This window comes from Micromonospora zingiberis, from assembly GCF_004331455.1.
Taxonomy (GTDB): Bacteria; Actinomycetota; Actinomycetes; order Mycobacteriales; family Micromonosporaceae; genus Micromonospora; species Micromonospora zingiberis.
On the sequence record NZ_SJJR01000001.1, the window covers coordinates 364,423 to 391,305 of the forward strand.

Annotated in this window: 18 protein-coding genes; 4 read left to right on the top strand and 14 right to left on the bottom strand. The window is 71.9% G+C overall.

Going from position 1 to position 26,883, the window contains the following annotated elements; translation table 11 throughout:
- Positions 1 to 59: 59 nt before the first annotated feature.
- On the bottom strand, positions 60 to 1,217 hold the full coding sequence (locus E0H26_RS01685; protein ID WP_131299982.1) for a macrolide family glycosyltransferase: 1,158 nt from the start codon (positions 1,215 to 1,217) through the stop codon (positions 60 to 62).
- A gap of 288 nt (positions 1,218 to 1,505) precedes the next feature.
- Here E0H26_RS01685 and E0H26_RS01690 point away from each other — a divergent pair, with 288 nt between their 5' ends.
- Entirely contained in the window at positions 1,506 to 3,743 is a 2,238-nt protein-coding gene (locus E0H26_RS01690) for a glycoside hydrolase family 95 protein (RefSeq protein ID WP_131299985.1), read from the top strand.
- A 60-nt stretch (positions 3,744 to 3,803) separates the two neighbouring features.
- Here E0H26_RS01690 and E0H26_RS01695 read toward each other — a convergent pair whose 3' ends face one another.
- The 4 genes from E0H26_RS01695 to E0H26_RS01710 all read right to left on the bottom strand — a co-directional run bounded on the left by E0H26_RS01695 (position 3,804) and on the right by E0H26_RS01710 (position 7,914).
- The gene (locus E0H26_RS01695; RefSeq protein ID WP_131299988.1) at positions 3,804 to 4,772 is read right to left on the bottom strand and encodes an aldo/keto reductase; all 969 of its coding nucleotides are present in this window, start codon (positions 4,770 to 4,772) and stop codon (positions 3,804 to 3,806) included.
- 16 nt (positions 4,773 to 4,788) lie between these two features.
- Positions 4,789 to 5,580 carry an SDR family NAD(P)-dependent oxidoreductase gene (locus E0H26_RS01700; RefSeq protein WP_131299991.1) on the bottom strand — a complete coding sequence of 264 codons (792 nt, stop codon included), beginning with the start codon at positions 5,578 to 5,580 and terminating at the stop codon, positions 4,789 to 4,791.
- Positions 5,577 to 6,428 carry a fumarylacetoacetate hydrolase family protein gene (locus tag E0H26_RS01705; RefSeq protein ID WP_131299994.1) on the bottom strand — a complete coding sequence of 284 codons (852 nt, stop codon included), beginning with the start codon at positions 6,426 to 6,428 and terminating at the stop codon, positions 5,577 to 5,579. The genes E0H26_RS01700 and E0H26_RS01705 overlap by 4 nt, the downstream gene beginning before the upstream one ends.
- Before the next feature lie 211 nt (positions 6,429 to 6,639).
- The gene (locus E0H26_RS01710; RefSeq protein WP_131299996.1) at positions 6,640 to 7,914 is read right to left on the bottom strand and encodes an MFS transporter; all 1,275 of its coding nucleotides are present in this window, start codon (positions 7,912 to 7,914) and stop codon (positions 6,640 to 6,642) included.
- A gap of 344 nt (positions 7,915 to 8,258) precedes the next feature.
- Here E0H26_RS01710 and E0H26_RS01715 point away from each other — a divergent pair, with 344 nt between their 5' ends.
- A complete protein-coding gene (locus tag E0H26_RS01715; RefSeq protein WP_131299999.1) occupies positions 8,259 to 9,659 on the top strand; it encodes an extracellular catalytic domain type 1 short-chain-length polyhydroxyalkanoate depolymerase in 1,401 nt (466 codons plus the stop codon).
- 135 nt (positions 9,660 to 9,794) lie between these two features.
- On the opposite strand, the gene E0H26_RS01720 is transcribed toward E0H26_RS01715, so the two are convergent.
- Positions 9,795 to 10,700 carry an oxidoreductase gene (locus E0H26_RS01720; RefSeq protein WP_131300001.1) on the bottom strand — a complete coding sequence of 302 codons (906 nt, stop codon included), beginning with the start codon at positions 10,698 to 10,700 and terminating at the stop codon, positions 9,795 to 9,797.
- 210 nt (positions 10,701 to 10,910) lie between these two features.
- Between E0H26_RS01720 and E0H26_RS01725 the strand changes: the two genes are divergently transcribed.
- On the top strand, positions 10,911 to 12,542 hold the full coding sequence (locus E0H26_RS01725) for an esterase/lipase family protein (protein WP_131300004.1): 1,632 nt from the start codon (positions 10,911 to 10,913) through the stop codon (positions 12,540 to 12,542).
- On the opposite strand, the gene E0H26_RS01730 is transcribed toward E0H26_RS01725, so the two are convergent.
- The 8 genes from E0H26_RS01730 to E0H26_RS01765 form a co-directional block, all read right to left on the bottom strand.
- Positions 12,539 to 12,973 carry a DUF7144 family membrane protein gene (locus E0H26_RS01730; protein WP_131300007.1) on the bottom strand — a complete coding sequence of 145 codons (435 nt, stop codon included), beginning with the start codon at positions 12,971 to 12,973 and terminating at the stop codon, positions 12,539 to 12,541. The genes E0H26_RS01725 and E0H26_RS01730 overlap by 4 nt on opposite strands.
- 189 nt (positions 12,974 to 13,162) lie before the next feature.
- A complete protein-coding gene (locus tag E0H26_RS01735) occupies positions 13,163 to 15,187 on the bottom strand; it encodes a cellulose binding domain-containing protein (protein WP_240741958.1) in 2,025 nt (674 codons plus the stop codon).
- Between the two features lie 447 nt (positions 15,188 to 15,634).
- Positions 15,635 to 17,263: an isovaleryl-CoA dehydrogenase gene (locus E0H26_RS01740; protein ID WP_131300013.1), complete on the bottom strand. Its 1,629-nt coding sequence runs from the start codon at positions 17,261 to 17,263 to the stop codon at positions 15,635 to 15,637.
- Between the two features lie 33 nt (positions 17,264 to 17,296).
- Positions 17,297 to 18,178: a bifunctional helix-turn-helix transcriptional regulator/GNAT family N-acetyltransferase gene (locus E0H26_RS01745; protein WP_131300016.1), complete on the bottom strand. Its 882-nt coding sequence runs from the start codon at positions 18,176 to 18,178 to the stop codon at positions 17,297 to 17,299.
- A 136-nt stretch (positions 18,179 to 18,314) separates the two neighbouring features.
- Positions 18,315 to 19,874, bottom strand: coding sequence for an MFS transporter (locus E0H26_RS01750; RefSeq protein ID WP_240741959.1), 1,560 nt, complete (start codon positions 19,872 to 19,874; stop codon positions 18,315 to 18,317).
- Positions 19,875 to 20,152: 278 nt separating this feature from the next.
- The gene (locus E0H26_RS01755) at positions 20,153 to 21,301 is read right to left on the bottom strand and encodes a glycoside hydrolase family 26 protein (RefSeq protein ID WP_131300019.1); all 1,149 of its coding nucleotides are present in this window, start codon (positions 21,299 to 21,301) and stop codon (positions 20,153 to 20,155) included.
- The gene (locus tag E0H26_RS01760) at positions 21,289 to 23,148 is read right to left on the bottom strand and encodes a glycosyltransferase family 2 protein (protein WP_240741960.1); all 1,860 of its coding nucleotides are present in this window, start codon (positions 23,146 to 23,148) and stop codon (positions 21,289 to 21,291) included. The genes E0H26_RS01755 and E0H26_RS01760 overlap by 13 nt, the downstream gene beginning before the upstream one ends.
- Before the next feature lie 186 nt (positions 23,149 to 23,334).
- Positions 23,335 to 24,846 carry a glycosyltransferase family 39 protein gene (locus E0H26_RS01765; protein WP_206024798.1) on the bottom strand — a complete coding sequence of 504 codons (1,512 nt, stop codon included), beginning with the start codon at positions 24,844 to 24,846 and terminating at the stop codon, positions 23,335 to 23,337.
- Positions 24,847 to 25,386: 540 nt separating this feature from the next.
- On the opposite strand from E0H26_RS01765, the gene E0H26_RS01770 reads away from it, so the two are divergent.
- Positions 25,387 to 26,778 (top strand): glycoside hydrolase family 43 protein, encoded by a 1,392-nt coding sequence (locus E0H26_RS01770; RefSeq protein WP_131300024.1) that lies wholly within the window; start codon positions 25,387 to 25,389, stop codon positions 26,776 to 26,778.
- Positions 26,779 to 26,883 lie beyond the last annotated feature (105 nt).

Here is a 26,883-nt window from a genome sequence, read left to right on the forward strand (position 1 = left end):
GCGGCACGGCGGGCCACCCGTGCGGAACGACTCCGGGTGGGTGGCCCGCCGCGCGACGGTCAGCGTTCGGTGAGGAACTCCTCCACCGCGTCCGCCGCCCTGCCGGTTCCGCCGTTCGCCCGTACCTCGGACCGGATCTCGGTCAACCGGCCGCGCACCAGCGCGTCGTCGGCGACCGCGTCCACCGCGGCGCGCAGCGTCTCGGCGCTGACCTCCTCGGCGGGCAGCAGCCGGCCGACACCGGCCTCGACCAACTGCTGCGCGTTGCCGAACTGGTCGACCGCCTGCGGGATCGCGACCGTGGGCACACCGAACCAGAGGGCCTCGGTGCAGCCGCCCATGCCCGCGTGGGTGACGAAGGCCGCCGCGTGGGCCAGCACCACCAGCTGCGGCACCCGGCGATGCACCTCGACGTTGCCCGGCAACGGCCCCAGATCAGCCGGATCGACCTTGTCACCGATGGCCAGTACGACCTGCCACGGCGAGTCGGCGATCCCGTCCAGGCAGGCCCGGTAGACCGGCAGTTGGTCGTTGTACGCCGTACCGAAGGAGACCAGCAGGACCGGTCGCCCGTCGGTGGGCGGCGCCCACCCCGGCTCGGTGAGCCGGTCCGGGTCCAGGCACGGGCCGACGAACCGGACCGCGTCCGGCACCCGGTCGGCGTACGGCTGCATCACCCGCGGGATGAGCGACAGCACCTGCTTCGGGAAGGTCACGAAGGTACGCGCGTCCTCGTGGATTCCGTTGGCGGCCAGCCAGGCGTCGAAGGTGGCGTAGTAGTCCCGCCCGGTGGGCGAGGCCGCCAGTGCGGTGAAGAAGTCGGCCATGTCCTGCTCGTAGCCGGTCCAGGCGACCATCGTCGGGGACAGTTGCACCGCCGGCACACCGTACCGGGCGCCGAGCAGCGGGCCGGCCAGCCCGCCGATGTCGTAGAGCACCAGGTCCGGCCGGTCCGCGTCGTAGTGTGCGGTGAGCCTCGGCAGCACCGCGATGGCCTCGTCGAGGAACACCCGCATCGCGGTGGCCGGATCCTCCGGCCACGCGGTGTCGCCCTGGGGCAGGATCGACGGGTGGGCGATCGGTTCGGCGCCGGTCGGTGCGACCAGGCCGGTGAGCGGTTGGCCGACCACGTAGGTCACCCGGTGTCCCCGGTCGACCAGTTCGCGGATCAGCGACAACGAGGGGTAGATGTGGCTGGGTGCGGTGCAGCCAACCATGGCGATATGAGCTGGTTTACGCATCTGAGACAGGTCCCGTCGAATCGGAGGAGAAGAGTCATCCGACAGGCGACACGACGCGGAGCGGACCCGGGCCACTCACCTCAGCGAGGGCGGCATCGGGCCGACGAGATTCCGGTCGACGGACGACCGGAGCGAAGCGCCGCCTCAGGCGGAACGCAGGCGCACGTACGCGATGATCACGCGTCCGACCGTAGTGCCCCGGAGCAGACCGGTCAAACCGTCGTCGCTTGTGGGCCGTGATCGCCGGCCGGTACTGTCCGGCCAATAGTCACCGAACCGCCCCCGACCGGTCCGCCCGCCGCACCGCCGCCCACGGCCCCCAGCGGGCATACGCTCTGGTACCAGCGGCCGGCCGTGGACTGGCAGTCCCAGGCACTGCCGATCGGCAACGGTCGCCTCGGCGCGATGCTCTTCGGCCAACCCGACCACGAGCGGATCCAGTTCAACGAACAGAGCCTGTGGGGCGGGGTCAACGACTACGACAACGCCCTGGCCGGGCAACCCGACGAGGTGTTCGACCCGAGCACGACCGGCTTCGGCTCGTACCGGGCCTTCGGTGACCTCCACCTCCGGTTCCGCGCCCCGCACCAGCAGCCGGTCGACTACCAGCGGGCGCTCGATCTCGAATCCGGCATCCACACCACCCGCTTCGGCTCCCCCGGGCGGCAGGTCCTACGGGAGGCGTTCGCCAGCCGTACCGCCGATCTGCTGGTCTTCCGCTACCAGGCCGAGCAGACCGAGGCGCTCGACTGCGACATCACCCTCGTCAGTGCGCAGGCGGCGACCGCGACCGCCGACGGCCCGGCCCGGACCATCTCCTTTGCCGGCACGCTGGGAAACGGCCTGCGACACGCCGCCGTGCTGCGCGTGGCCGCGACCGACGGGCAGGTCACCGCCCACGGCTGCCACCTGCGGGTACGGTCGGCGACGCAGCTGACGCTGCTGTTGGACGCGCGTACCGACTACCGGCTCGACGCGGCCACGCGGTGGCGGGGACCGGCCCCGGAGCCGGTCGCCCGCGCGACGGTCGACGCGGCGGCCGGACAGCCCTATCCGGCGCTGCGCGCGGTCCACCTGGCACAGTGCAACGCGGTGGCCAGCCGGGTCCGGGTGACCTGGGGCGCCAGCGCCGACGACGTCGTAGCACTGCCGACGGACGTACGGCTGGCCCGGTACCGCGCGGGCGGCGCCGACCCGGGCCTCGAGCAGACCATGTTCGTCCTCGGCCGGTACCTGCTGCACAGTTCCTCCCGACCGGGTGGCCTGCCGGCCAACCTGCAAGGGCTGTGGAACGACAGCAACCAGCCACCATGGGCGGCGGACTACCACACGAACATCAACGTCCAGATGACCTACTGGTGCGCCGAGACCACCGACCTCGGCGACAGCCACCAGGCGCTCGTCGAGTTCGTACGGCAGGTGGCGGTGCCGAGCCGGGTCGCCACCCGCAACGCCTTCGGCGCCGGTACCCGGGGCTGGACGGCACGCACGAGCCAGAGCATCTTCGGCGGCAACGCGTGGGAGTGGAACACCGTCGCCAGCGCCTGGTACGCGCAACACCTCTACGAACACTGGGCCTTCGGTCAGGACGCCGGCTACCTGCGGAACACCGCATACCCGATGATCAAGGAGATCTGCCAGTTCTGGCAGGACCGGCTGGTCGACGACGGCTCCGGTCACCTCGTCGCGCCGCAGGGGTGGTCGCCGGAGCACGGCCCCCGCGAGGACGGCGTGCCGTACGACCACCAGATCATCTGGGACCTGTTCCAGAACTATCTCGACTGTGCCACCGCCCTCGACGTCGACCCCGAATACCAGGCCACCGTCGCCGACCTGCAATCCCGTCTCGCGCCGAACCGGATCGGGCGGTGGGGCCAACTCCAGGAGTGGCGGACCGACCGGGACGACCCGGACGACGTGCACCGGCACACCTCACACCTGTTCGCGGTCTTCCCCGGCCGGCAGATCACCCCCGCCGGGTCACCGGAGTTCGCGGCCGCCGCCCTGGTGTCGCTCAAGGCCCGGTGCGGGGCCCGCGACGGCAGCCCGACCAGCGACACCACCGTCTCCGGCGACAGCCGCCGGTCGTGGACCTGGCCCTGGCGGGCGGCGCTGTTCGCCCGCCTCGGCGCGGCGGAGCCGGCGTGGTACATGCTGCGTGGCCTGCTGCGACACAACACGCTGGACAACCTGCTGTGCACCCATCCACCGATGCAGTTGGACGGCAACTTCGGCATCACCGCGGCGATCGCCGAGATGCTGCTGCACAGTCACCAGGGCACCATCCACCTCCTGCCGGCGCTGCCCCGGCACTGGGCCGACGGCTCGTTCCACGGCCTGCGTGCCCGGGGCGGCTACCGGGTCAGCTGCGTCTGGCGCGCCGGCCGGGTCACGGACTTCACGGTCGTGGCCGACCGCACCGCCCGCCGCGACCCGATCGTGGTCCGGGTGAACGGCGGGGACGTGCTGGTAGAGCCGGCGATGCCGCCGCCGCGCCCCTGACGCCATCTTTCTGACGCCATGGTTCTGACGGCGTGGCCCTGACGCCGTGGCCCTGAGGCTTCAGGAATCCAGCAGTCCCTCGGCCACCAGGTCGTCCCAGAGCGCGTCGGGCACCGGCTTGGCGAGCAGTTCCACGTTGCGGGCGACCTGCTCGACACTCTTCACCCCGACGACCACGGTCGCGACTGCCGGGTGCCGGGCCACGAAGGCCAGAGCCGCCTGGGGCAACGTCACCCCGTGCCGCCGGCACGTCGCCGCGATCCGGACCGCCCGGTCGTACACCGGTTGCGGCACCGGGCGGTAGTCGTACATCCGGCCCGGTTCCTCGGTGGCGAGCACACCGCTGTTGAAGACACCGGCGGCGAGCACCGACACCCCGCGCTCCTGGCAGCTGGGCAGCAGGCGCTCCTGCGCCGACTGGTCGAGCAGCGTGTACCGACCGGCGAGCATGACCGTGTCGATGTCGGTCTCGACCACGAACCGGTGCAGCATCTGCCACTGGTTCATGCCGACGCCGATGGCACCCACCACGCCCTGCTCGCGCAGCTCGTGCAATGCCGGGTACGCCTCCTCGACCGCCTGCCGCCAGTGGTCGTCGGGATCGTGCAGCAGCACCACGTCGACCCGGTCGAGTCCGAGCCGGTCGAGGCTGGACTCCAGCGACCTGCGTACCCCGTCGGCGCTGAAGTCCCATTCGCGGACATGGTCGGCCGGGACGTCGAACCCGCCCTCGTCGTCGCGCAGGTGCGCGGTCTGCGGCGAGGGCACCAGCAGCCGACCGACCTTCGTGGACACCGTGTACTCGGCGCGCGGCCGACCGGCCAGCGCGGCGCCGAGCCGGCGTTCGGACAGGCCGAGGCCGTAGTGCGGGGCGGTGTCGAAGTAGCGGATGCCCGCATCCCAGGCGGCCTCGACGGCGCGGTACGCCGCCTGCTCCTGCACGGTCCGGTACAGGTTGCCGATCCCGGCCGCGCCGAAGCCGAGCTGACTGACCGGTACGTCTGACCCACCTAGCCGGGTACGTCTCATGCCTACCTGCCTCGATTCACGGGTGGGGATGGTGGTCGGTACGCGCGGCCGTGGGGGCGGCCGGGCGCATCCGGAGTCCGTGCATTCCGCCGTCGACGGCGAGCACGGTCCCGGTGGTGGCGGCGGCCAGCGGGCTGGCCAGATAGGCGACTGCGGCAGCGACCTCGGCGGGTGTGACCAGTCGCCCGATGGGCTGACGGGCGCGCAGCGCCACGAACTCGGCGGCCGGATCGGCGGCGGCGTCGACCAGCCGGCGTACCCACGGGGTGTCCACGGTGCCCGGGTTCACGCAGTTGACCCGGATGCCCTCACCGACGTGGTCGGCGGCCATGGCGAGGGTCAGCGCCTGCACCGCGCCCTTCGTCGCGCTGTACAGCGCCCGGCCGGGCAGGCCGGCGGTCGCCGCGATCGAGCAGGTGTTGACGATGGCGGCGGCCGAGGAGGCCCGCAAATAGGGCAGCGCCGCCCGGGTGACCCGGACGATGCCGACCACGTTGACGTCGTACACCCGGTGCCACTCGTCGTCCGGGTTCGCCTCGATGGTGCCCTGCGCGCCGGCACCGGCATTGTTGACCAGTACGTCGAGCCCGCCGAGCCGCGCCACGGCGGCCGTCACCGCCCTCGCCACGGAGTCCGCGTCGCTGACGTCGCACCCGATGGCGTGCAGCGGCGCCGGCACACCGGAGGGGTCGAGGTCGAGGCAGGCCACGGCGGCGCCCCGGTCGGCGAGCAGCCGGGCCACGGCCAGCCCGATGCCCGATCCCCCGCCGGTCACCACGGCGGCCAGCCCGGCGAACTCCCCGCTCATGCGTTGCCGACCGTTTGGCGTTGCCGACCGAGCCCGTCGATCTCGACCTCGATCACGTCACCGCCGCGCAGGTACGGCTTCGGCTCGGGCAGCCCGAGGGCCACCCCGGCCGGCGTACCGGTATTGATCACGTCGCCGGGCTCCAGCACCATGAACCGGCTGACGTAATGGATGATCTCGGCCACCCCGAAGATCATGTTCTTGGTGTTGCCGTCCTGGCGCAGCGTGCCGTTGACGCTGAGCCGCAGGCCCAACTGCTGCGGGTCGGTCACCTCGTCGGCGGTGACCAGCCACGGACCGAGCGGGTTGAACGTCTCGCAGGACTTGCCCTTGTCCCACTGGCCGCCGCGTTCGAGCTGGAACTCACGTTCCGATACATCGTTGGAGATCGTGTATCCGGCGACACAGTCCAGCGCCTGCGCCGTACCCGTCAGGTAGCGGGCGGTGCGGCCGATGACGACCGCGAGTTCGACCTCCCAGTCGGTCTTGCGGCTGTCCTTGGGAATGAGGACCTGGTCGTCCGGTCCGACCACGGTGTTCGACGCCTTCATGAACAGGACCGGCTCGGCCGGCGGCGTCGCGCCGGTCTCGGCGGCGTGGTCGGAGTAGTTCAATCCGACGCAGACGATCTTGCCGGGCCGGGCGATCGGGGCGCCGATCCGGATCTCGGGATCGACGCCGGGAAGCGAGCCTTCGTCGAGCGCGGCACGCACCTGGTCCAGGCGGTCGCCGCCGAGGAACGCCCCGTCGATCTCGGTCACCAGGCCGGACAGGTCGACCAGTCGACCAGCCCGGTCCAGTGCGGCTGGCCGCTCCTGCCCGACCGCTCCCACTCGCAGTAGCTTCACCGTGCACCCTCCGGCCAGACATCCGATCTATCGCCTGGTTCTATCCGGAGCGACGAGTGTGCGGCAAGACCCGACCGGAAACTGATCCGAAATGAATCCGTGATTCCAGGCGCCGAAAGTCGCCGATCTGCGCCGCCCGGTGGGGCGGCCGGGGCCGCACCCTCCCCGACCGAGACCTCCGATGTCTGGCCGGCGGGTGAGGGCGCAGCGGTCAGGCAACGGCGCGTTCGGCGGCCTCGATGTTGACGTCGGTGACCCGGAGCATGCCGAGCAGCAGGGTCAGCGCCAGCGCACCCATGATGGCGAAGACCGCCCGGAGGCCGAACAGTTCGGCGAGCACCCCGCCGACCAGCGCGCCCACCGGCATGCTTCCCCAGGCCAGTAGCCGGTAGCCGCTGTTGACCCGGCCGAGCAGCCGATCCGGGGTGATCCGCTGGCGTAGCGAGATCGTGATGACGTTCCAGGCGGCGAGCAGCACCCCGCCGACGAGGAAGAGCGCTCCGAGCAGGTACGGGTTGGTGGTCAGCGCCGGAGCGCCGACGACCACCGCCATCGCGACCACGGACACACCGAGCGCGCGGGCCCGGCCGAGCAGCCGCTCGATCGTCCCGGCGACGAGCGACCCGAGCACGATGCCCGCCGCGATGGTGGTCAGCAGGAGCCCGTAGCCGGGCTCGGTGAGCCCCAGGGCCGAGTCCGGGCCGACCGCGTACAGCACCAGCACCGCGAAGACCGCGTTGGTGATGAAGTTGCTGATCCCCACCATCGTGGCCAGGGTCCGTAGCAGCCGGTGCCGCCAGAGGAAACCGACCCCCTCGGCGATGTCGGCGCGCAGCGTACCGGCGCCCTGCTGTTCCACCCGGAACCGGCCACCGACCAGCAGCAGGGCGGCGACGGCGACCGCCCAGAGCCCGGCCGGCCCAGCCACGGCGAAGGCCACCCCGCCCGCGACGAGGAAACCGGCCAGCGGCGGGCCGACGAACTGGTTGGCGGCCAGCTCGACGGCGTGCAGCCAGCCGTTCGCCCTTGGTAGCACCGCGCGCGGCACAAGCTGCGGCAGGATCGACTGGGCCGAGGTGTCGTACAGGGTCTCGGCGACGCCCGCGCCGAAGGCCACCAGGTAGAGCAGCCAGATCGAGCCGGCGTCGAGCGCCACGGCCAGGGCCAGGGCACCGAACAGGGCCGCCCGCAGGGTGTTGGCAACCAGCATCACCTGCCGCCGGTCGAGCCGGTCGACGAGTGCGCCGGCCGGCAACGCGAACAGCAGCCACGGCAGGCTGAACGCCGCGGCCACCCCGGCGACCAGCACCGGCGAGCCGGTGTGACCGACGGCGACCAGCGGAAGGGCGATCTTGACGATCCCGTCGGCGAGGTTGGACACCGCCGACGCCGACCAGAGCCGCCAGTACCTGCCACCCAGGCCATCCGGCCCCGGTCGGGCCGGCGCCGTGTGCTCCGTGCGTACCGGTTCCCCGACCCCCGTCATGCGCCAGATCATCGCAGAGCCACGACCCACGCTCGACCCCGTGAGGCCGTGCGTCGGCCGGTGCGGGTGGCCGGCCCGAGCGGCGCGCGATCATTAAGAATTACGATCATGGATGACCGAAATTATCGATATCTACAAGCATCTTGCTCCGTCGCGCGGCGCACGCCCATACTTTGGCTACGCGCGAGCAGCGGATTGGCATGAATTGCACCGCTGACAGTGGCGAGGTGAACGGACGCCAGACTCCGTAGGGCAGCACCTCCCGCATCGCGACGCCGGTCCTCGTCCTCGGTCCACCGACGCCCACGTTCGGCGTGGCCCGGTCCGGTGTCGCTCCGTAGTCCATGGAGGTGGACGTGAACCGAACCGTAGCGGCGCTGGGATCCCTGGCTGCCGCGCTCCTGTTAGCCGTGGCGGGCGTCGTACTGGCCCCGTCGCCGGCCTCCGCCGCGTCCCTGGTCGAGGTGACGAACTTCGGCAGCAACCCGGGCAACATGCGGATGCACATCTACGTACCGGACGCCCGGCCGGCGAACCCGGCGATCGTGGTGGCCATGCACGGCTGCGGCGGATCCGGCCAGGGCTTCTACTCCGGCAGTGAGTTCGCCCGGCTCGCCGACCAGTACGGCTTCGTGGTGATCTATCCGACCGCGACCCAGCAGGCCGGCTTCGGCAACTGCTTCGACGTGTGGTCCGCCGCCGCGAAGCGACGCGACGGCGGCAGTGACCCCGTCTCGATCATGTCGATGGTCGGCTACGCCCAGCGCCAGTACGGCGGCGACCCACAGCGGGTGTACGCCACCGGCAGTTCGTCGGGCGGGATGATGACCCAGGCGCTGATGGCGCTCTACCCGGACGTGTACAAGGCCGGGGCGGCGTTCATGGGTGTGCCGTTCAACTGCTTCGCCAACGCCGCCGACTTCCCGCCCACCAACAGCCAGTGCGTCAACGGCCGGATGGACCGGACCCCGCAACAGTGGGGCGACGCCGTCCGGCAGGCGTACCCCGGCTACACCGGTGCCCGTCCCCGGGTGCAGCTGTGGCACGGCACCGCCGACAACCTCATCCCCTTCCAGCTGCTTCAGGAGTCGGTCGAGCAGTGGACGAACGTGGCCGGGTTGAGCCAGACCCCCACGTCCACCGACACCCCGCAGACCAACTGGAACCGCCGCCGCTTCGCCGACTCGTCGGGCACGGTGCGGGTGGAGGCGTACGCCATCCAGGGCGCCGGGCACAGCCTCCCGTCGACCGGTATGGCCCGGGCCGCCATCGACTTCTTCGGCCTGACCGGCAGCACGCCGCCACCGACCACGCCGCCACCCACCACCCCACCACCGACCACGCCGCCGCCGACCACGCCCCCGCCGACCACGCCCCCGCCGACCACGCCGCCGCCGACCACGCCCCCGCCGACCACGCCGCCGCCCGGTTCGACGTCCTGCCGGGTGCAGTACACGGCCGACTCCTGGAACAACGGCCTGGTCGCCACCATCACCGTCACCAACACCACGCCGAACCCGGTCAACGGCTGGACCGTGCAGTGGACCTGGCCCAACAGCCAGCAGGTCACCAGCGCCTGGAACGCCACGGTGACCCAGAGCGGCAACCAGGTGACCGCGCGCAACGTCGCCTACAACGGCACGATCGCGGCCAACCAGAGCGTCAGCTTCGGCCTCCAGGCCACCCACAACGGCACCAACACGCCGCCCAACCGCTTCACCCTGAACGGGGTCGGCTGTAGCTGAACCCTCGACCAGGTGGTGCCCCGGCCGCTTCCGGCCGGGGCACCGGCGCGCCGGGCCGGGATTCCGCCCGCTCGATCGGCGTTCTGTTAAAAGGGGGCCCTTCCTCTACCGCAGGCGTTAACAGGGTGCCCTTCCTTACGGGGTCACGCCGGTGAGGCGTTCGCTCTCCGTCCAGAGGCGCTGCGCCACGGCGACGTCGAGGGCCCGCTCGCTACGGCTCGCCGGCACCGGTGGGCCGGAGTTCTCCAGGCGGTGCGCCGGCCCCCAGTAGCTGCCGCTGTCGGCCTCCGGGTCGGTCGCGGCGCGCAACGTCGGCAGCACCCCGTCGGCCAGTTTCATCGCGACGTACCGGCCGATGCCGTTGACGACCGTGACGAAGCGGTCCCGGCCCTGGCTGGGTCCGGTGTAGGTCCAGCCCGGATGGGCGGCGGTGACCCGCAGCGACGATCCGTCCGCGGCCACCCGGCGGTGCAGTTCCAGGGTGAACAGCAGGACGGCGAGCTTGCTCTGCGAGTAGGCGGCGAACCGTGAATAGCGCCGCCGCTGCCAGTTCAGGTCGTCGAAGTCGATCCGCCCGGTGCGGTAGGCGTTGCTCGCCACGTTGACCACCCGGGCCTGCGCGGTGGACCGCAGCAGGGGCAGCAACCGGCCGGTGAGCGCGAAGTGGCCGAGGTGGTTGGTGCCGAACTGGAGTTCGAAGCCCTGCCGGGTGCGCCGCAGCGGCGGATACATCACCCCGGCGTTGTTGATCAGCAGGTCGAGCCGGTCGTGCTCGGCCTGGTACGCGGTGGCGAACGCGGCCACCGAGTCGAGGTCGGCCAGGTCGAGCGGGCGAAAGCTCACCTCGGCGTCCGGGTACTGCGCACGGATCTGGTCGGCCGCGGCCTCCCCCTTGCCGCGATCCCGGCAGGCGAGCACCACCCGCGCGCCCCGGCCGGCAAGCGCCCGGGCGGTCTCGAGGCCGAGCCCGCCGTTGGCACCGGTGACGATCACGGTACGACCGCCCTGGTCGGGAATGTCGTCGTACGTCCAGCGCCGCATCTGTCGCTCCTTCGTCCACTGCCGACCACTGAGCCGGTAGGCGCGACCAGGTTGACCGAGTTTGATCACATCGTCAAGCCACCACCGGCGGCCCTTTCCGGCGGACCGCTGCACCGAGTAGCCGGATATCCGGCTATTGCCACGATATGGTGCTTTTCGACCGGCAGGACGGGCGAGAATCCTGCGCCGGCACCGCGCGAAGGAGGCCCCGTGTCACCGTCGCGTCGCCTGCTGGCGCTGCTCGCCGTGGCGGGGGCGGTGCCGCTGATCGAGGCCGCGATTCTGGTGGGGATCGACTTCCGGTCGCCGCAGGCGCTGGCGCCGCAGGCCACCGGCGTCTGGCCGTACGACACGTACCACGACCTGCGCTGGCTGCTCGTCTACCACAACTCCTGGCTGACCTTCGGGCTCGGCCTGCTGGCCGCGGTGACCCTGCGAGGTCTGCTCTCCGCGGTCCTGGTGCGGCTGGCCTGGCCGGCGCACCTGCCCCGGCCCCCGACCCGTCACCTGGTCGGTCGCAACCTGGGCGTGGCCGCGCTCACGGCGGTCATCGTGGCACCCTTCGCCGCGATGTCGATCGCCGCGTCGGCCGTCGCACTGTCCTGGCTGGTGTTCGTGTCGCTGGGCCCGATGATCGTCATCGCGCCCTTCCTGCAACGGATGTCGGTCGGGCCGGGCGGCTGGCGCGGACTGCCGTCGGCGGAACTGTTCGGCTGGTCGCTGCTGGACCTCGTCGCCCTGTCGGTGGCCGGCGGTCTGGTCTGGAGCGCCTCCCCCGGCTGGACGCCGCTGGTCGCCCTCGCCGCCGGAGTGGTCAACGGCCTGCTGTGGAACCGGACGGTGCACGCCGCGCTGCTGCCGAACGTCGTGCGGCTGCCCCGGACACCGACGGTACCGATCGTGGTGGTGCTGGCGATGTCGGCGCCGGTGGTCATGCAGGTCTTCCAGGCGCCGCACGCCGGCCAGCGGGACACCTTCGACCCGCCCATCTTCGACCAGCCGCTCGCCGCGCAGGTGCCGTACGCGGTGATCCTGCTCGCCGGGCACGACTCCGCCTACGACGGCCGGCCCGCCGTGGACCCTCGGGTACGCCGCTTCTCCTATGTCGGCCTCGACGACCAGGGCCGACCCCTGCCCTATCCGCCGGAGGCCACCCAGCAGTCCCTGGCCGACAGCGCACAACTGCTGGCCGCGCAGGTCGACACCCTGCATCGGCGTACCGGCCGGCCGATCGCGCTGATCGGCGAGAGCGAGGGCGCCATGGTGGCCCGCACCTACCTGAGGGACCGGGCGGAATCGCCGGTACGGGTGCTGATGATGTTCAGCCCGCTCGCCCGCCCGGCCCGGGTCTACTATCCCCCGCCGGAGGCCGACCGTGGCTGGGGTATCGCCGCCGGCTGGTTGCTACGCGGCATCTTCGGCCTGGCCAACGTGTTCGTGCACGACCACAACCCGGACGAGCCCTTCGTCCGCTCCCTCATCGAGGCCGATGGGCCGTTCTACCGCTACCAGACCATGTGCCCCATCCCCGGGGTACGGGTCATCGCGTTCCTACCCACCATCACCGCCGTCGAGGCGCCGCCCGGCCCGTACACCAAGATCCCGGTGGTCGAGGTGCCGGCCTTCCACGCCGGTTTCCTCGGCCGTTCCACGGTGACGAGCCAGATAATCGACTTCCTGTCCGGCGCGAACCTGCAACGCCCGAGAAGCGAGTACGGCGTCCTGCAGCGTGTCGGTTCGGCCTGGCAGGCCCCGCCCTTGGTGGTCAGCCTCAACCCGGTGTGGCGGGCCGGCCTCCCCCCGGGCCGGCGGCCGTTCCTGCAACAGCAGCTCTGCTCCTAACGCCGCCGCTGATCCTGCCGGGGTGACCGGCGCCGCGCCTGGCCGACGAGCAGCCACACCGCCACCGCGGCGAGTACCAACGAGATCGCCTCCGTGCCCGGTTGGAAGGGGAAGAGCAGCGCGGCGGTCACGATGCCGGCCACGCCGGCACCGATCGCCACGAGGACGACGACTCTGCGGCCAGTCGTCAAGGCCAGCGCGGACAGCACCATCACCACCCCGACGCCCAGTCGCAGCCAGGTCCAGCCGGTGACGTCGAGATTGTGGAAGCCAGCCTCGTCGACCACCACGTACGGGTCCACCGCGATCTCGTACGCCGCGACGACGACATCGAACGCGCCGGCCACACCGAGACACAGCCCGCTGAGCAGGCGCCGGTCGCCGGTCCTCCGCTCGGTTGCCGGGCCGTGCGAGCCGACCTTCGTGTCCACCGGCCCACCGCCCGTCGAGCCCGTCGTGCGGGACCTGACCCGCACCAGCGCCGAGGCGGTCAGCGTAGCCGGAACCCGGTGGCCCGAGCGGCGGAACGGGAGCATTCCGACCGCCCCGCCGCCGGCAATGGCACTGCCGACCGGCCCCCGGCGGGGCGTGCGGTGTCGCCGCCGGCGGGCCGGGTGGGGTCAGTTGACGGTGCAGAGCGTGCCGTTGAGCCGGAACGCGGTCGGCGCGACGTTCGGACCGCTGTACTCGCCGACGAAGCCGACGTTGGTGGTGCCCCCGGCGGGGATCCGGCGGTTGTCGTCGGTACCGGTCACCCGGACGTTGCCGCCGACCTGTTCCCAGTTCGCGCTCCACCCGCTGCCCACCCGCTGCCAGGACGTCGGCCAGGTCCAGGTCAGGGTCCAGCCGTCGACCGGGTGCCCGCTGTTGTTGACGATGTCGACGCTGGCCACGTAGCCGTTGCCCCAGTCCGTGGTGGTGGCGAAGCGGACGGCGCATCCGCTGACCGCCGGGCTGCCGGTGGTGAAGGTCAGCGGCGGCGAGGCCCAGGAGACCCGCCCGGCGGTGTCGCGGGTCAGCACGTTGACCGTGTACCTGCGGCCCGGGTCGAGGTTGCCGACGGTCAACGTGGTGCCGGTCGTCTCGCCGATCTGCTCGCTGACCGCGCCGTTCTGCCGGTGGACCTCGTACTTGGCGATCGGGCTGGCCCCCGGGGTGGCCGCCGGCCAGGAGATCGTCGCGCCCCGGTCGGTGACGCCGCTGGCGCGGGGTTGGCCGGGTGCGCCAGGTACGCCGGTCGCCGCCGCCGCCGGGCCGACCACCAGCGTGGTCAGCGAGTACGGCGGCAGGGTGCGGCTGGTCGCGGTGCCGCTGCGGCCGGTGGCGATGGCGGTGGCGCCGTTGGTGTGGGTGTGGACCGTCGGCGCACCGGTCGCCGGGGCGAACCCGGCGTAGTCGATGGTCACCGGGTACGCGTTGTCCGGGTCCTTGTTCACCAGCAGGACCGCCACCTCACCGTTGGCCCGCCGCACCGCGTGCGCGCTCACCAGCGGTTGGTCGGAGCCGGCCCGGATGAACTGGTCGCCGCTGCGGGCGAACCGGCTCATCATGGACAGCCCGTGGTACGCGGCGAACGGCGTGTTGACCGGTGGTTCGCAGACCGAGCCGTCCGGGGTGCAGGTGCCGCTGGAGAGCAGCCCGAAGTCGCCGTAGTCGGTCTGCCCCGCCACGGTGCTCACCCGGCCGATGCCGTTGTGCACGTTCCACCAGTGCACGGTGAAGACACCGGCGGCCAGCAGCCCGCTGTAGGCGTCGGCCAGGAACAGGGCGGCCGGTTGGCTGGTCATGCCGTCGGCCGTGACGTTGAGTTCGGTGAGGCTGATCCCGATGCGCCCGGCGTCCGGTCCGGCGTACCGGGTGATCTGTTGCCGCAGCAGGTGGACCGCGTCGGTGATGTGGCTGGTCCGGGGCAGCGACTCGGCGGCGTTGCCGCCCGGGTACCAGTGCACGTCGACGAAATCGATCTTCGGTCCGGCGATGGCGAGGACGGTCTGGTTCCACGGGCCGGGGTCGTTGCCGGCGGTCAGGCCGTCCGGCCAGTTGGCCGGCATGGTCAGCACCGCGCCGACCTTGATGGTGGGGTCGACGGCCTTCATCGCCTCCGCGTAGGAGACCACCAGGTTCGCGTAGTAGGTGGCGCTCTTGTCGGGGTGGTGGTCGGCCTCCCAGGCGGACCCGTAGTGCCCGTTGCCGTAGTTCTCGTTGCCGACGGTCCAGTACCGGGCGCCGTAGCCCTTGGTCACGTTGGCGTACCGCACCCAGTCGGCGGCCTCGGCCGGGGTGCCGGTGCCGTAGTTCGCGATGATCATCGGTTCGGCGCCGACCCGCCGCGCCGCCCCCATGAAGGTGTCGAAGTCGGTGCCGGGGGCGACGTAGCCGCCGGGCGCGGTGTGGTCGCGCCAGTGGTAGATGTCGGCGTACGAGCCGCCGGGGTAACGCAGCATCTGGACCCCGGCGGAGCGCAGCAGGTCCGACGTCTCGTGGGTGGCCAGGTACTGGTCCCAGATGGCGTGGTTGACGCCGAGTGCGGTGTCGGACACGGTGGCCAGCCCGGCCCGCGCGTTCACGGTGACGTTGACCGGCGCGACAGCGGCGCCGGCACTCGGCGCGCCGACCCCGGTCAGCAGGCTCGTGCCGAGCAGCATGCTCGCGACGAGCGCCGCGCGGGCGGGTCGGGACGGCCACGCTGGCCGGGCAAAGGATCGAACACCGTACCTGTTCGAGATTCTCATGGTTGTCCTTCTGGTCGCGGGCGAGTTCCGCCCCGGCCCGGCACGTGCCTCGATCACCGGCGGAGGCGCCGTCGCCTCGTCGTCGCAGGTTGCTCGGGTACCCGCTGGGCGCTGGGGATTCGTCGGAGGTGGCTCGACGACGTCGCGGGTGGCACCGGCTCACCCACCGTCACCCGCCGCAGGCCACAACGGCCCCGGCTGCCCATCGGGCGACGGTCGTTCACGCGCGACAACGCATCGACGAACAAGAATCCCACAACGCCGCCCCACCCCTCAACGCCCAGCCCTCCGCCCGGAAGATCTTGGACGACGAACGCCCTCCGAGGGGCGGTATCCAACCAAGATCCAGAGGGTGCGAGATCAGGTCAGCGTGGGGGTGGAACGGGCGAGGATCGCGGTGAAGTCGACGCCGGTCGGCAGGGTGCCGTACGCGTGGCCCCGGTCCCCGGCGAGCCGGGAGGCGCAGAAGGCGTCGGCCACGGCCGGATGGCCGTGGCGCACCAGCAGCGCGCCCTGCAACACCAGGGCCAACTGCTCCACCAGCCGCCGGGCGCGTACCTCACGGTCGGTGGGGTCGGCGAGGTCCGCCTCGACCTGGCGTACCGCGGCGTCCAGTCGCGGGTCGGCGCCGGCCGCGGCGGCCAGCTCGGCGCGGAACGCCGCCGCCACCTCGGGCTGGCCGGCGAGCGCCCGCAGCACGTCCAGCGCGGCCACGTTGCCCGAACCCTCCCAGATGGAGTTCAGCGGCGACTCGCGGAACAGCCGGGGCATGCCGGATTCCTCGACGTACCCGTTGCCGCCCAGGCACTCCAGCGCCTCGGCGGCGTGCCCCGGCCAGCGCTTGCAGACCCAGTACTTGCCGACGGCCAGGGCGATCCGCTTGAACGCGGCCTCGGTCGCGTCGCCCCGGGCCGCCCGGTCGGTGGCGCCGGCCAGCCGCATCATCAGCACCGTGGCGGCCTCGGACTCCACCGCCAGGTCGGCCAGGACGTTGCGCATGAGCGGCTGGTCGACCAGGTACCGGCCGAAGGCACTGCGGTGCGCGGCGTGGTGCGCGGCGGTGATCAGGCCCTGGCGCATGCCGGCCGCCGCACCGATGACGCAGTCGAGACGGGTCAGGTTGACCATGTCGATGATGGTGCGTACGCCCCGGCCCTCGTCGCCGACCCGCCAGGCCACCGCGTCCTCGTACTCGACCTCGGCGGAGGCGTTGGAGCGGTTGCCGAGCTTGTCCTTGAGGCGCATCAGGCGCATCGGGTTGCGGGTGCCGTCGGGCAGCACCCGTGGGACCAGGAAACAGGTGAGCCCGTCGGGTGCCTGGGCCAGGGTGAGGAACAGGTCGCACATCGGCGCGGAGGTGAACCACTTGTGCCCGACCAACCGGTAGCTACCGTCGGGCTGTGGGCGTGCGACGGTGGTGTTGGCCCGTACGTCGGAGCCGCCCTGCTTCTCCGTCATCGACATCCCCGCCAGCAGCCCCCGCTTGGTCAGCGGCGGGCGCAGCCCGAAGTCGTACGTCCGGGCGGTCAGCAGCGGTTCGTAGCCGGCGGCCAGGTCCGGTGCGTGCCGCAGCGCCGGCACCGCCGCGTAGGTCATCGAGATCGGGCAGCCGTGCCCGGCGTCGGGACGCCAGGTGTAGAACTTCGCGGCGCGGGCCACGTGCGCGCCGGGTCGGTCGTCGGCCCAGGGTGCGGCGTGCAGGCCGTGCTCGACGGCGGTACGCATCAGCTCGTGCCAGGACGGGTGGAACTCCACCTCGTCGACCCGGTGACCGTAGCGGTCGTGGGTACGCAGCACCGGCGGGTGTTCGTTGGCCAGTCGGCCGTGTTCGATGGCCGGTGCACCGCCGGCGAGCCGGCCGAGTTCACGTACCTGCCCGACGGCCCAGCCGGCGCCCTCGCGGGCCAGCCCGTCCAGCAGCGCCGGGTCGTCGGCGGTGTCGTGACCGACCAGCGGCGGCACCTGGTTGAACACCTCGTGTGTGGTCACGGCGAACTCCCGGCGACAGTGGCGGAAAGGTGGTCAGGCTAGCGGCTTGGCGAACCAGTGGTGGGCGTACGGGTTGCTGTTGTAGGCCGGGATCTCGTGGTAGCCGGAGTTGCGGTACAGCCGAATCGCCTCGGTCAGGTTGCGGTTGGTGTCCAGCCGGACGAGGTCGGCGCCGGCGGCCACCGCACGGCGTTCCAGTTCACCCAGCAGGCGGCGACCGACCCCGAGTCCACGCACCGAATCGGACACCCAGAGGCGCTTGATCTCGGCGGGCTCGCCGGGGCACAACCGCAGCGCGCCGCAACCCACCGGCTCGGTCGCCACGGTCGCGACCAGGAACAGCCCGGCCGGGGGCACGAGTTCGTGGTCGTCGACGCTGCTGCCGCCGGGGTCGAAGCCGGCGTCGAACCGCGCGGCGAGTTCCCGCACGTACGCCCGCAGGCAGGCCCGCGCCCGGGGTTCGCCGGGATGGCAGGGCTCGATGGTGACCAGCGATGCCATCAGCAGCCGCTCGACCTCGGCCATGGCGGAGGTGAGCCGACTGCGCTGACCGTCGGTGAGCGGTTCGAGCACCGACCAGGCCAGCTCGTCGGACTTGCGGTCGAGCACCGCCCACTCCGCCCGACCGGCCTCGGTGAGCCGGGCGGTCCGCACCCGGCCGTCGCCGGCGCCGGGGCCCACCACGATCAGCCCTGCGCTCTCCAGGGTCCGCAGCAGCCGGCTGAGGTAGCCGGCGTCGAGATCCAGCCGGGTCCGCACGGCCGCGACCTCAGCGCCGACCGGGCCGATCTCCCAGAGCAGCCGCGACTGGGCCAGCGGCCGGTCGCGGGAGAGGTAACCATCGTCCAGGGCGCCGACGCGCTGGGTGACCGAGCGGTTGAAGCGTCGCACCACGTCGACAAGTCCACGATCCATGATTACTGACTTTAGTCAGGCATTCCCGCGTCCGGTAGACCGACGGCCCGTCGGATCGGCGCCGCAGGATCGGCGGTCAGCCGGATCGGCGCCGCAGGGTCGGCGGTCAGCCAGATCGGCGGCGCAGGGTCGGCGGTCAGTCGGATCGGCGGCGCAGGATCGGCGAGGCCAGCGCCACCAGTCCGGCCGTGCCCAGCGCGGCGGCACAGCCGTACAGCACGGTCGAGGCCCGGGTGGCCTCGGCGAACGAGCCGAGCACGTTGGTGGTCAGCAGCAACGGCAGGCTCTGCACGAGTACGAGCACCGACTGCACCCGGGCCAGGTGGGTGGCCGGCGTGGCCGCCAGGATCAGCGGGCCGACGTGGGTGGCGAAGACGCCCGATCCGGCGCCGACCGCCAACCCGGCCACGGCCGCCCAGGTGGGCGTGCCGCCACCGGCCAGCCCGACCACGCCACCGGCGGCCACCAGCAGACCGGCGGCGGCCACCGCACCCGGCCGGGGCAGCGCCCCCCGGATCAGCACCGCCACCGCGACGGTGGCGGTGCCCAGCGCCACCGCGGCGACGACCACGCCGGCAGCCTGCGGCGACCACGTCCGCTGACGAGCCAGCAACGGTACGAGCAGCGTGGTCACCGGCAGCAGAAACCCGGCGGCCACGCCGGTCAACAGCAGTGTCGCCCGCAGTACGGGATGCGACCAGGCGACCCGCAGCCCGTCGAGCGGGGCCCGCCACAGCGGCTCCGCCCGACGCGCCGCCACACCCCGCGACGCGCCGCCCCGCTGTCCTGTCAGGGTGGGCTCGGCCAGGTGTCCTGTCAGGGTGGGCTTGGCCAGGTGTCCTGTCAGGGTGGGCTTGACCTGCTGTCCTGCCGGGGTGAGCACACCCGGCTGCCCGGTCGGGGGGCACTCGGCCTGCCGGCCTGCCGGGGTCGGCTTGATCTGCGGTCTGGCCCGGGGCAGCAGGGCGAGCAGCACCCACAGCAGCACCAGGAAGCTCGCCGCGTTGGCCAGGGCCACCACGGCGAGCCCGGCGGCGGCGAGGATCAGGCTGCCCGCCGCCGGCCCGGCGAACAACGCCAGTTGGCCGGCCAGGTGCCGGGCCGACATCGCACGGGCCAGGGCCGCCGGTGGCACCAGCCGCCGGGGCATCGAGCCGGTGCTCGGCAGATGGAAGGCGTCCACGATCCCGATGGCCAGGGCGGTGAGCAGCAGCGGCAGTCGCGGGTCGGTCACCGACCAGACGGCGAGGGCCGACGCCACGGCGACCACCACCATCACGGCGACCGAGACGATCATGACGGGCCAGGGCCCGACCCGGTCGGCCACCGCCCCACCGACCAGCAACAGCAGGACGCGAGGCAGGTTGATCGCGGTGAGCACCAGGGCGGCGAAGCCGCCGCCCTGTCCGGCCGCCACCCAGGCCATCGCGAACGCCATGGCCTGGACACCGATCAGGGACAGCGCCGTCCCGCCCAGCCACGCCCAGTACCCACCCGGCACCGCCGTCGCACTGCCGGCCAACGTCGCACTGTCGGCCGACGTCGCACTGCCGGCCAACGTCGCACTGCCGGCCAACGTCGCACTGCCGGCCGACGTCGCACTGCCGGCCAACGTCGCACTGCCGGCCAACGCCGCACTGCCGGCGGATGTCGCCCCACCGGACGATGTCGCACGGCCGGTCGATGTCGCTGCCACGGTTCCTCCCGCTCACCGGATCACGCCCGCCGGTGCCGGTGGGCGGCGCCGGTCGGTGTCTCGCGCCCGGCACTGTCCGGCCTCGACCCGGTCGAGGGTCAAGCCCGGTCCCGGGAGCGACCAGGCGGGAAGCCCGGCAGGCAGGCATCCCGGCAGGAAGGAAGGCAGCCGAACCAGCCAGGCAGTTCGGCAGACGGGCAGACGGGCGCAGGAGCGGACCTCGGCCGGCCAGCTCGGCAGGAGCGGGCGTCAGCGGGACAGGTCGATACGCGTGGGTGTCAGTCGGCCAGTTCGGTGCGCGGGAGCAACCCGGGTGACCAGGTGAACTGGTAGCGCGGGTCGGCCACGGCCCGGGCGAAGGCCGCCGAGACGGCCGGGGAGCTGACGATCCGCCAGTCCCGTTCCTTGTTCACCTCGAACCAGATGAGCCCGATGATGCCCGCGTGCTCGGGTAGCAACCGGAACGTCTCGGTGATCCACTCGGCCTTGCGGCCGGCGATGTCGGAGGCCGCGGTCTCGGTGATGACGATCGGTTTGGCGCTGAAGGCGCGGATCTCTCCGATGGTCTCCTTGAAGATCGCGTCGAAGGACCGGTACTTCGAGAAGGCGCCCATGCCGTAGTAGCCCGAGATGCCGATCCAGTCGACGTAGTCGTGGCCGGGGTAGAGCGTTTCGAGTTTCGGGGTCGAGCCGTCCCACCTGGCGTTCGGGCTCCACACCCAGATCACGTTGGTCGCTCCGGCGGACTCGAACAGATCGTGCACGTGGCGCCAGGCCCGTACGTAGTCGCCCGGCCGGTTGCCGTTGGCGGTCTCGCACCACGGGTACCAGTTGCCGTTCATCTCGTGCGCGAACCGGATGGCCACCGGGTAGTCGAGCGCCTTGATCCCCTCGGCCCAGGAGCGCAGGTAGTCGTCGAAGTCGCCGCGCGTGATGTGGGACAGCCGGTAGTCGGGCTGCCGGGAGCGGAGCCGGTCGATCGTGCCACGCGCCGCGCCCTTCTCGCGGGCCTCCTCGTCCAACCGGTAGTCCCATGGTTCCCAGGCCAGCATCGGCAGCATGCCCCGGTCGCTGATCGCGTCGAACAGCGACCGGTCGAAGGTGTCGGTCGCCCAGCCGGACCCGAAGAGCATGACCTGCGGGTGGTACTTCGCCGTCGTGGTGAAGGCTTCCACGGGGGTGAAGTCGTGCGGTCCCTCCTTGGTCGCGATGCCGATGAAGACCTTCTCCGCCGGGGGAAACACCTCCGGCGACGGCGCGGGCGACGACGGGCTCGGGGACGGCGGCGGGCTGGGGTCGCGTACCGCCACCCGGTCCGACGGCGCCGGTGGCGATCCCCCGGCGCCCGGCGCGATGGCGAAGGCGTACGCCAGCAGCAGCGCGCCGACCAGCGACATGGCCACCCGAGGCAGGGTCAGCCGTGCCATGTCGCCTCCCGGGAGGCGACCACCGGTGCCGTCGCCCGGGCGGGCTGGGCGACGACGGCGCGATGGCGGGCGCTCGACTGATCGCGCCGGCCCCGGCCTCGGCGTCCGGTCGGATCGGCGCGGTGCGCGCCCCGGGCCCGGAGCGCCGACAGGCACGCGATCAGCGGTGGACCGAGGCCGGTCAGGAGGGTCAGGGCCGGCCATATCCGCAACGGCGTACGGCCGTGGTCCAGCACGAAGCTCACGGCGAGCAGGCCGGCGGCGAAGGCCGCCCAGCACAGGTGCAGCCGGAAGGCACCGAGCGACTCGCTGGTCCGCAGCCTGCCCTTGGCGGTCACCACGAACCCGAGCTTGCGGCGCAGCAGCGCACCGACGGCGGCGGCCACGTAGATCGGGCCGGCGAACAGCGCCAGCGCCATGCCGACCAGGCCGATCTCCTCCCGCTCGTGCGGCGCGATGTTGAACCGACGCAGCCAGAGCCAGAGCGCGGACCAGGTGCAGATGGTGGCGCTCCACAGCACCGACCAGACGGCGATGTCGAGCCGGGCGGCGCTCACCCCGGTGAGCAGGTACGCGGCGGTGGCGAAGTTGCCCAGCAGCAGGCTGACCGCGACGCTCGGGTAGTAGAACTGGAGCAGCCGGTAGTGCCAGCGTCGTCGGGACCGCAGTTCGCGCGGGGCCCGCAACTCGGGTCGGACCAGGATCTCGCAGATGCCCGCCGCCCACCGTTTCTGCTGGTTGAAGTAGTCCGCCCACGAGGTCGGGCCCTCCCCGATGGCCACCACGTCGGGGGTGTAGACGCCCTTCCACTGGTTGCCGGTCTCCGGGTTGACCGCGGCGTGGATCCGGATGCTGGTCAGGTGGTCCTCGATGATCGAGTCCTGGTAGCCGCCGATACTGCGCCACGCGGCCGGCCGGTACAGGTGGCCGGTGCCGGTGAGCAGTGGGGCGTCCAGGCCGTTGCCACCACGGGCGATCAGTCCGTTGTAGAGGTACTGCTGGACCGACGCGCCGTGCGCGACCAGGTTCTGGTGCATGTTGCCGTAGACCTGGGGCGTCACCACGAAGGCGACGTCCGGGTCGCGGAAGTAGCCGAGCGTACGCTCCAGGAAGTTCGCCAGCGGCACGTGGTCCGGATCGACGTTGGCGACCACGTCGTAGTGCTGCTCGTGCTCGGCCCGCCAGGCGTTGTGGTTGCCGGACTTCGTCCGGGCCCGGAACTCCCCGCCGGGTTGGTTGTACTCCGGTCGTCCCTTGCGGCTGAAGTGGCGTACGCCGAGCCGCGCGGCCATCTCCTTCACCGCCGGATCGTCACCCTCGTCGAGGATCCAGACATCGACCTGCCCGCAGTAGACGATCTGCCGCATCCGCCGCAGGGTCCGCTCGGCGACGTCGATCGGCTCCTTGCTCGGCACGATCGTGGTCAGCAGGGCCACCCGCAGGCCGACCGGAGGATCGACCGGGACGGGATCCTTGGCGTGGTACGCGAACACCCAGACGACCATGTTCTGCGCGAGGCGGATCAGTTCGACGCCGACGATCACACAGAAGCCGAGCCGGGCCACGGCGGTCTGCCAGTCGCCGAGCCCGGTCACGCCGGAGCCGGGTACGTGCTCGGGCAGCAGCAGCCAGCCGACGAGCAGCAGTCCGGCCGCACTGTTGACCAGGACGAGCAGGGTCAGTACGAGCCGCGCGGCGGGCGACAGCACGGCGCGGAACTCGACCGCCGCCTGCGGATGTCGCGGCGCGACGAGCGGTCCGGCGCTCGCCCCGCAGCGGGCGTACGCGAGGCGGGCCCTGATGTTGAGCTGGCGACGGTCGGGGCGTCGGGCGGGTGACGGCCGCACCGGATCGCTCCTCGCGGCCCCGCCACCGGGCGGCCGCTCCGCCGGGTCCCGAGACACGCGCGTATCGGTCGCGACGCCCACGTTGCCCCCCAAGGATTTCCTGCTCGCCACGAACACGGCTACCACTGATGTTAAGGGGACAAATATGGGCAAAAAACTCAAATACCCAGCCCGGCCCCCAACGGGCTACAGATCCGTTCGCTCGTCCACCAGCAGGGCCAGGGTGAGCCCTGCCGGACGCCACACCTGGGCCACCCGATATCGCGTTCGCAGCAGTTGCTCCTTCACGCCGCCGACCGCCTGCACCGGATCCACCTGCTCGTCGAGACGGACGACCCACAGCCGTCGGGTGTCCCCCAGGCACCCGGCGACGTCCGCACACTCGACGACCGGCCGGCGCCCGTCGACGCGTCGCGGCCCGGTGGCGAGCACGTCCCTGGGGCGGCGGTCGGCGGGCAGGTAGTGCGCCACCACGTTGCGGGCGACCGATGCGGCCTCCCGACCGGCCGTGGCGTAGACGACGCCGTCGCCGGGTTGCAACCGGCCCTCGATGATCTCCGCCAGTTGCCGGGTGGCCTGCTGGTGCCCGTCGGGCGACCGGACGGCGAGCTGCGTCGGCGTGCCGAGCACGGCTATCGCCACCAGCACCCCCGCCGACCAGCGGACGCGCACCCGGGCGAGCGCGGCCGCGCCGAGCGTCGCCCAGGCCGGCAACGTGAAGAGCATGAACTCCGGCCGCCAGATCGGCGCCGCCTGCGCGACGAGCAGGAGGACCAGCGGCGGCACGACCGCCCAGGCGGTGAACACCGCGGCGGGATAGCGCAGCGGCAGGCTGAGCAGCGCCAGCACCAGCAGCACCACGCCCAGCGCGGTGACGCCGAACAACGTCCCCGGCGTCGCGGCCAGCGCGCTCAGGCTCGGATGCGCCGCCTGCGCGAGTCGTACGCCCGACTGCGTGGCGGGCCAGAGCAGGCCGGCCGCCGGTAGCGCGCCGACGAGCGCGGCGGCCAGCCAGCGGAGCGCCGCCGGGCGCCGGAAGGCGAGCACGGTCCAGCCGTGGCCGACCAGCAGCAGGAGCGCGACCACGTTGCACAGACCCAGCAACGCCACCGTGGCGGCGTAGAGCCCGAAGCGCCAGAGTCTCGGCCGGTCCACGGCCGACTGGAGCAGCCAGGTGGCGAGCACCGCGGCCAGCAGGGTGAGCGCGTACGGCTGGGCCTCCTGCGCGTACCGGGCGGACGTCGGCAGCAGGGCGAACAGGACGCCGGCCAGGATCCCGGTGCCGGGCGCGAACATCCGGGCGGCCATCACCGCCACGAGCGCCGCCGCGATGGCCATGGCGAGCACGGAGGGTCCGCGCAGCGCCAGGTCGGAGGTGCCGAACAGCTCCGCCCACGCCCGCACCAGCAGGTGGTACGGCGCGGCGTCGTCCCAACGGAGCGTCGAGAGGGTGTCCCGCCAGGGCGAGGCGACCCCGCCCCAGGTCGCGAGCTCCGCCATGCCCAGCCCGGGTACGCCGGCCCGCACGACGCCGAGCACGCTCATCAGCAGGGCTGGCACCAGCCAGACGGCGAGCCGCCAGCGGCCGGTGGCGTCCGCCAGCTCGCCCGATGCCTCGCCGTGGCCTTCACCCCAGGGGTCCTCGGTGGCCTCCGGCGACCCGAGTCGGGGCAGGACGATGGTGTCGGCGTCCGTCATCGTGTCTCACGCATCTCCGTGGGTTCGGTAGTCCAGGAGCGTATTGAGCGGGTTTCACCAGTGGGGCGATATAGCCACAAAAACCGTCAAACCGGTATGCCGTACGCGAAAGGCGGCAAGCAGCCGGGACGACCGGCCGAGCCGCCGTACGATGCCCGGCCGCCGCGCAGGGTGAGCGGCAGGGGGGTATTGCGAACGGATTTCGTCCCCGCGCCCGCCGGAAACCTGAGGCTTGCGCACCTGTTAACAGAACCGCTATGTTAGCGATAACATCGACATTGGCGCATAACACTTCGGAATCTCGGCCCGTCGAGACGGGCAGGGCCGTCCACCGCCACGGGCCGCACACAATGCCCGGTCCGGGCGTCGTGGGTCGCCTGCGGTGCCGCCGTCTCCGACGCCCCGCCGAGGGCCCCGAGCCCCACCACCCACCGCGGCGACACCTCCTGCCCGCCGGCCGTTCCCTGGCTCAAGGGCCGTCCCCAGCCCCTTGGCGTGCGGGAGTCACCCCCGTCCCACCACCCCAGAGAGGTCAGCACGATGGCCCTGAGTCGACGAGCATTCACCCTGGGCGCGGTCGCCACCGCCGGGCTCACCGCCACCGGCCTGGCGATCAACCCGCAGGCCGCATCGGCAGCCACCTACACCGCGTACCTCAAGACCTACTTCACCGAGTCACCGAACCAGTCGGCGGCCAACTACGGCCTGCACCTCGCGGTCAGCCGGGACGGTCTGAACTGGTCGCCGCTGAACCAGAACAACCCGGTGGTCACCCCGACCGCCGGTGACCTCGGCCTACGGGACCCGTTCATCTTCCGCAAGCAGGACGGCACGTTCGTGGTGGTCGCCACCGACCTGTACGGCCTCAACTTCGGCCGCAACAGCCAGTACCTGCACGTCTACGACTCGACCAACCTGACCAGCTTCACCGGTTACCGGCGCATCCAGATGCACACCTACAACAACGTGCACACCTGGGCGCCGACGGTGTTCTGGGACGCCGGGCGCGGCCAGTACGCCATCGTCTACTCGGCCAACACCACCACGGACCTGTTCCTGGTCAACTACACCAGCGACTTCCGCACCGTCAGCGCCCCGCAGACCTACTTCAGCCCGGGCTTCCCGGTCCTCGACGCGGACATCCACGTCGACGGTGGCGTGACGTACATGTACTACAAGAACCTGGCCAACGGGAACCTCTACGGCGCCCGCTCGAACACCGGCGCGCCGAACAGCTTCACCACCTACACCAGCGGGCTGCGGCAGGGCAACGCGATCGAGGGTGCCCACCTGCTCAAGCGCAACGACGGGTCGGGCTGGTGGCTGTGGGGCGACTCGTTCAGCCCGGTCAACAACGACTTCTACCTCTGGGGTACGAACAACATCGGCGGCAACTCGTGGTCGGTGCTCAACCAGCGCGACTACACCCCGCCGCTGAACTCCAAGCACGGCTCGATCGTCGGCATCACCGAGGCCGAGTACAACGCGGTGGTCACCCGCTGGGGCCTGCCGAACTGGGTACGGCTGAAGTCGTCCAACTTCCCCGACTACTTCGTCCGGCACCTCAACGGCGCGATCCGCATCGACCCGTACCCGTTCGACCCGCACCGCGACCAGATGTGGCGGATGGTGCCCGGCCTCGCCGACTCGGCCGGAGTCTCGTTCGAGTCGGTGAACGTGCCCGGCAGCTTCCTGCGGCACAACGGCTACGTGGCGCGGCTGGCCGCCAACGACAACAGCGCCACCTTCCGCGCCGACGCCACCTTCTACCGCACCGCCGGGCTGGCCGACAGTGCCTGGTCGTCGTTCCGGTCGTACAACTTCCCCACGTACTACCTGCGGCACGCCGGTTACGTCCTGCGCATCGACCCGCTCAGCTCCTCCTCCAGCGCCAGCGACCGGCAGGACGCCACCTTCCGGGTCACCTCGTAACGATCCACCCGGCCGGGGCGGCGCACCGCCCCGGCCAACCCGGGTGGGCGACGGACACACCGCCCACCCGGTCTGCCGTACCCCCACCCGCGTGGCAACACCGTC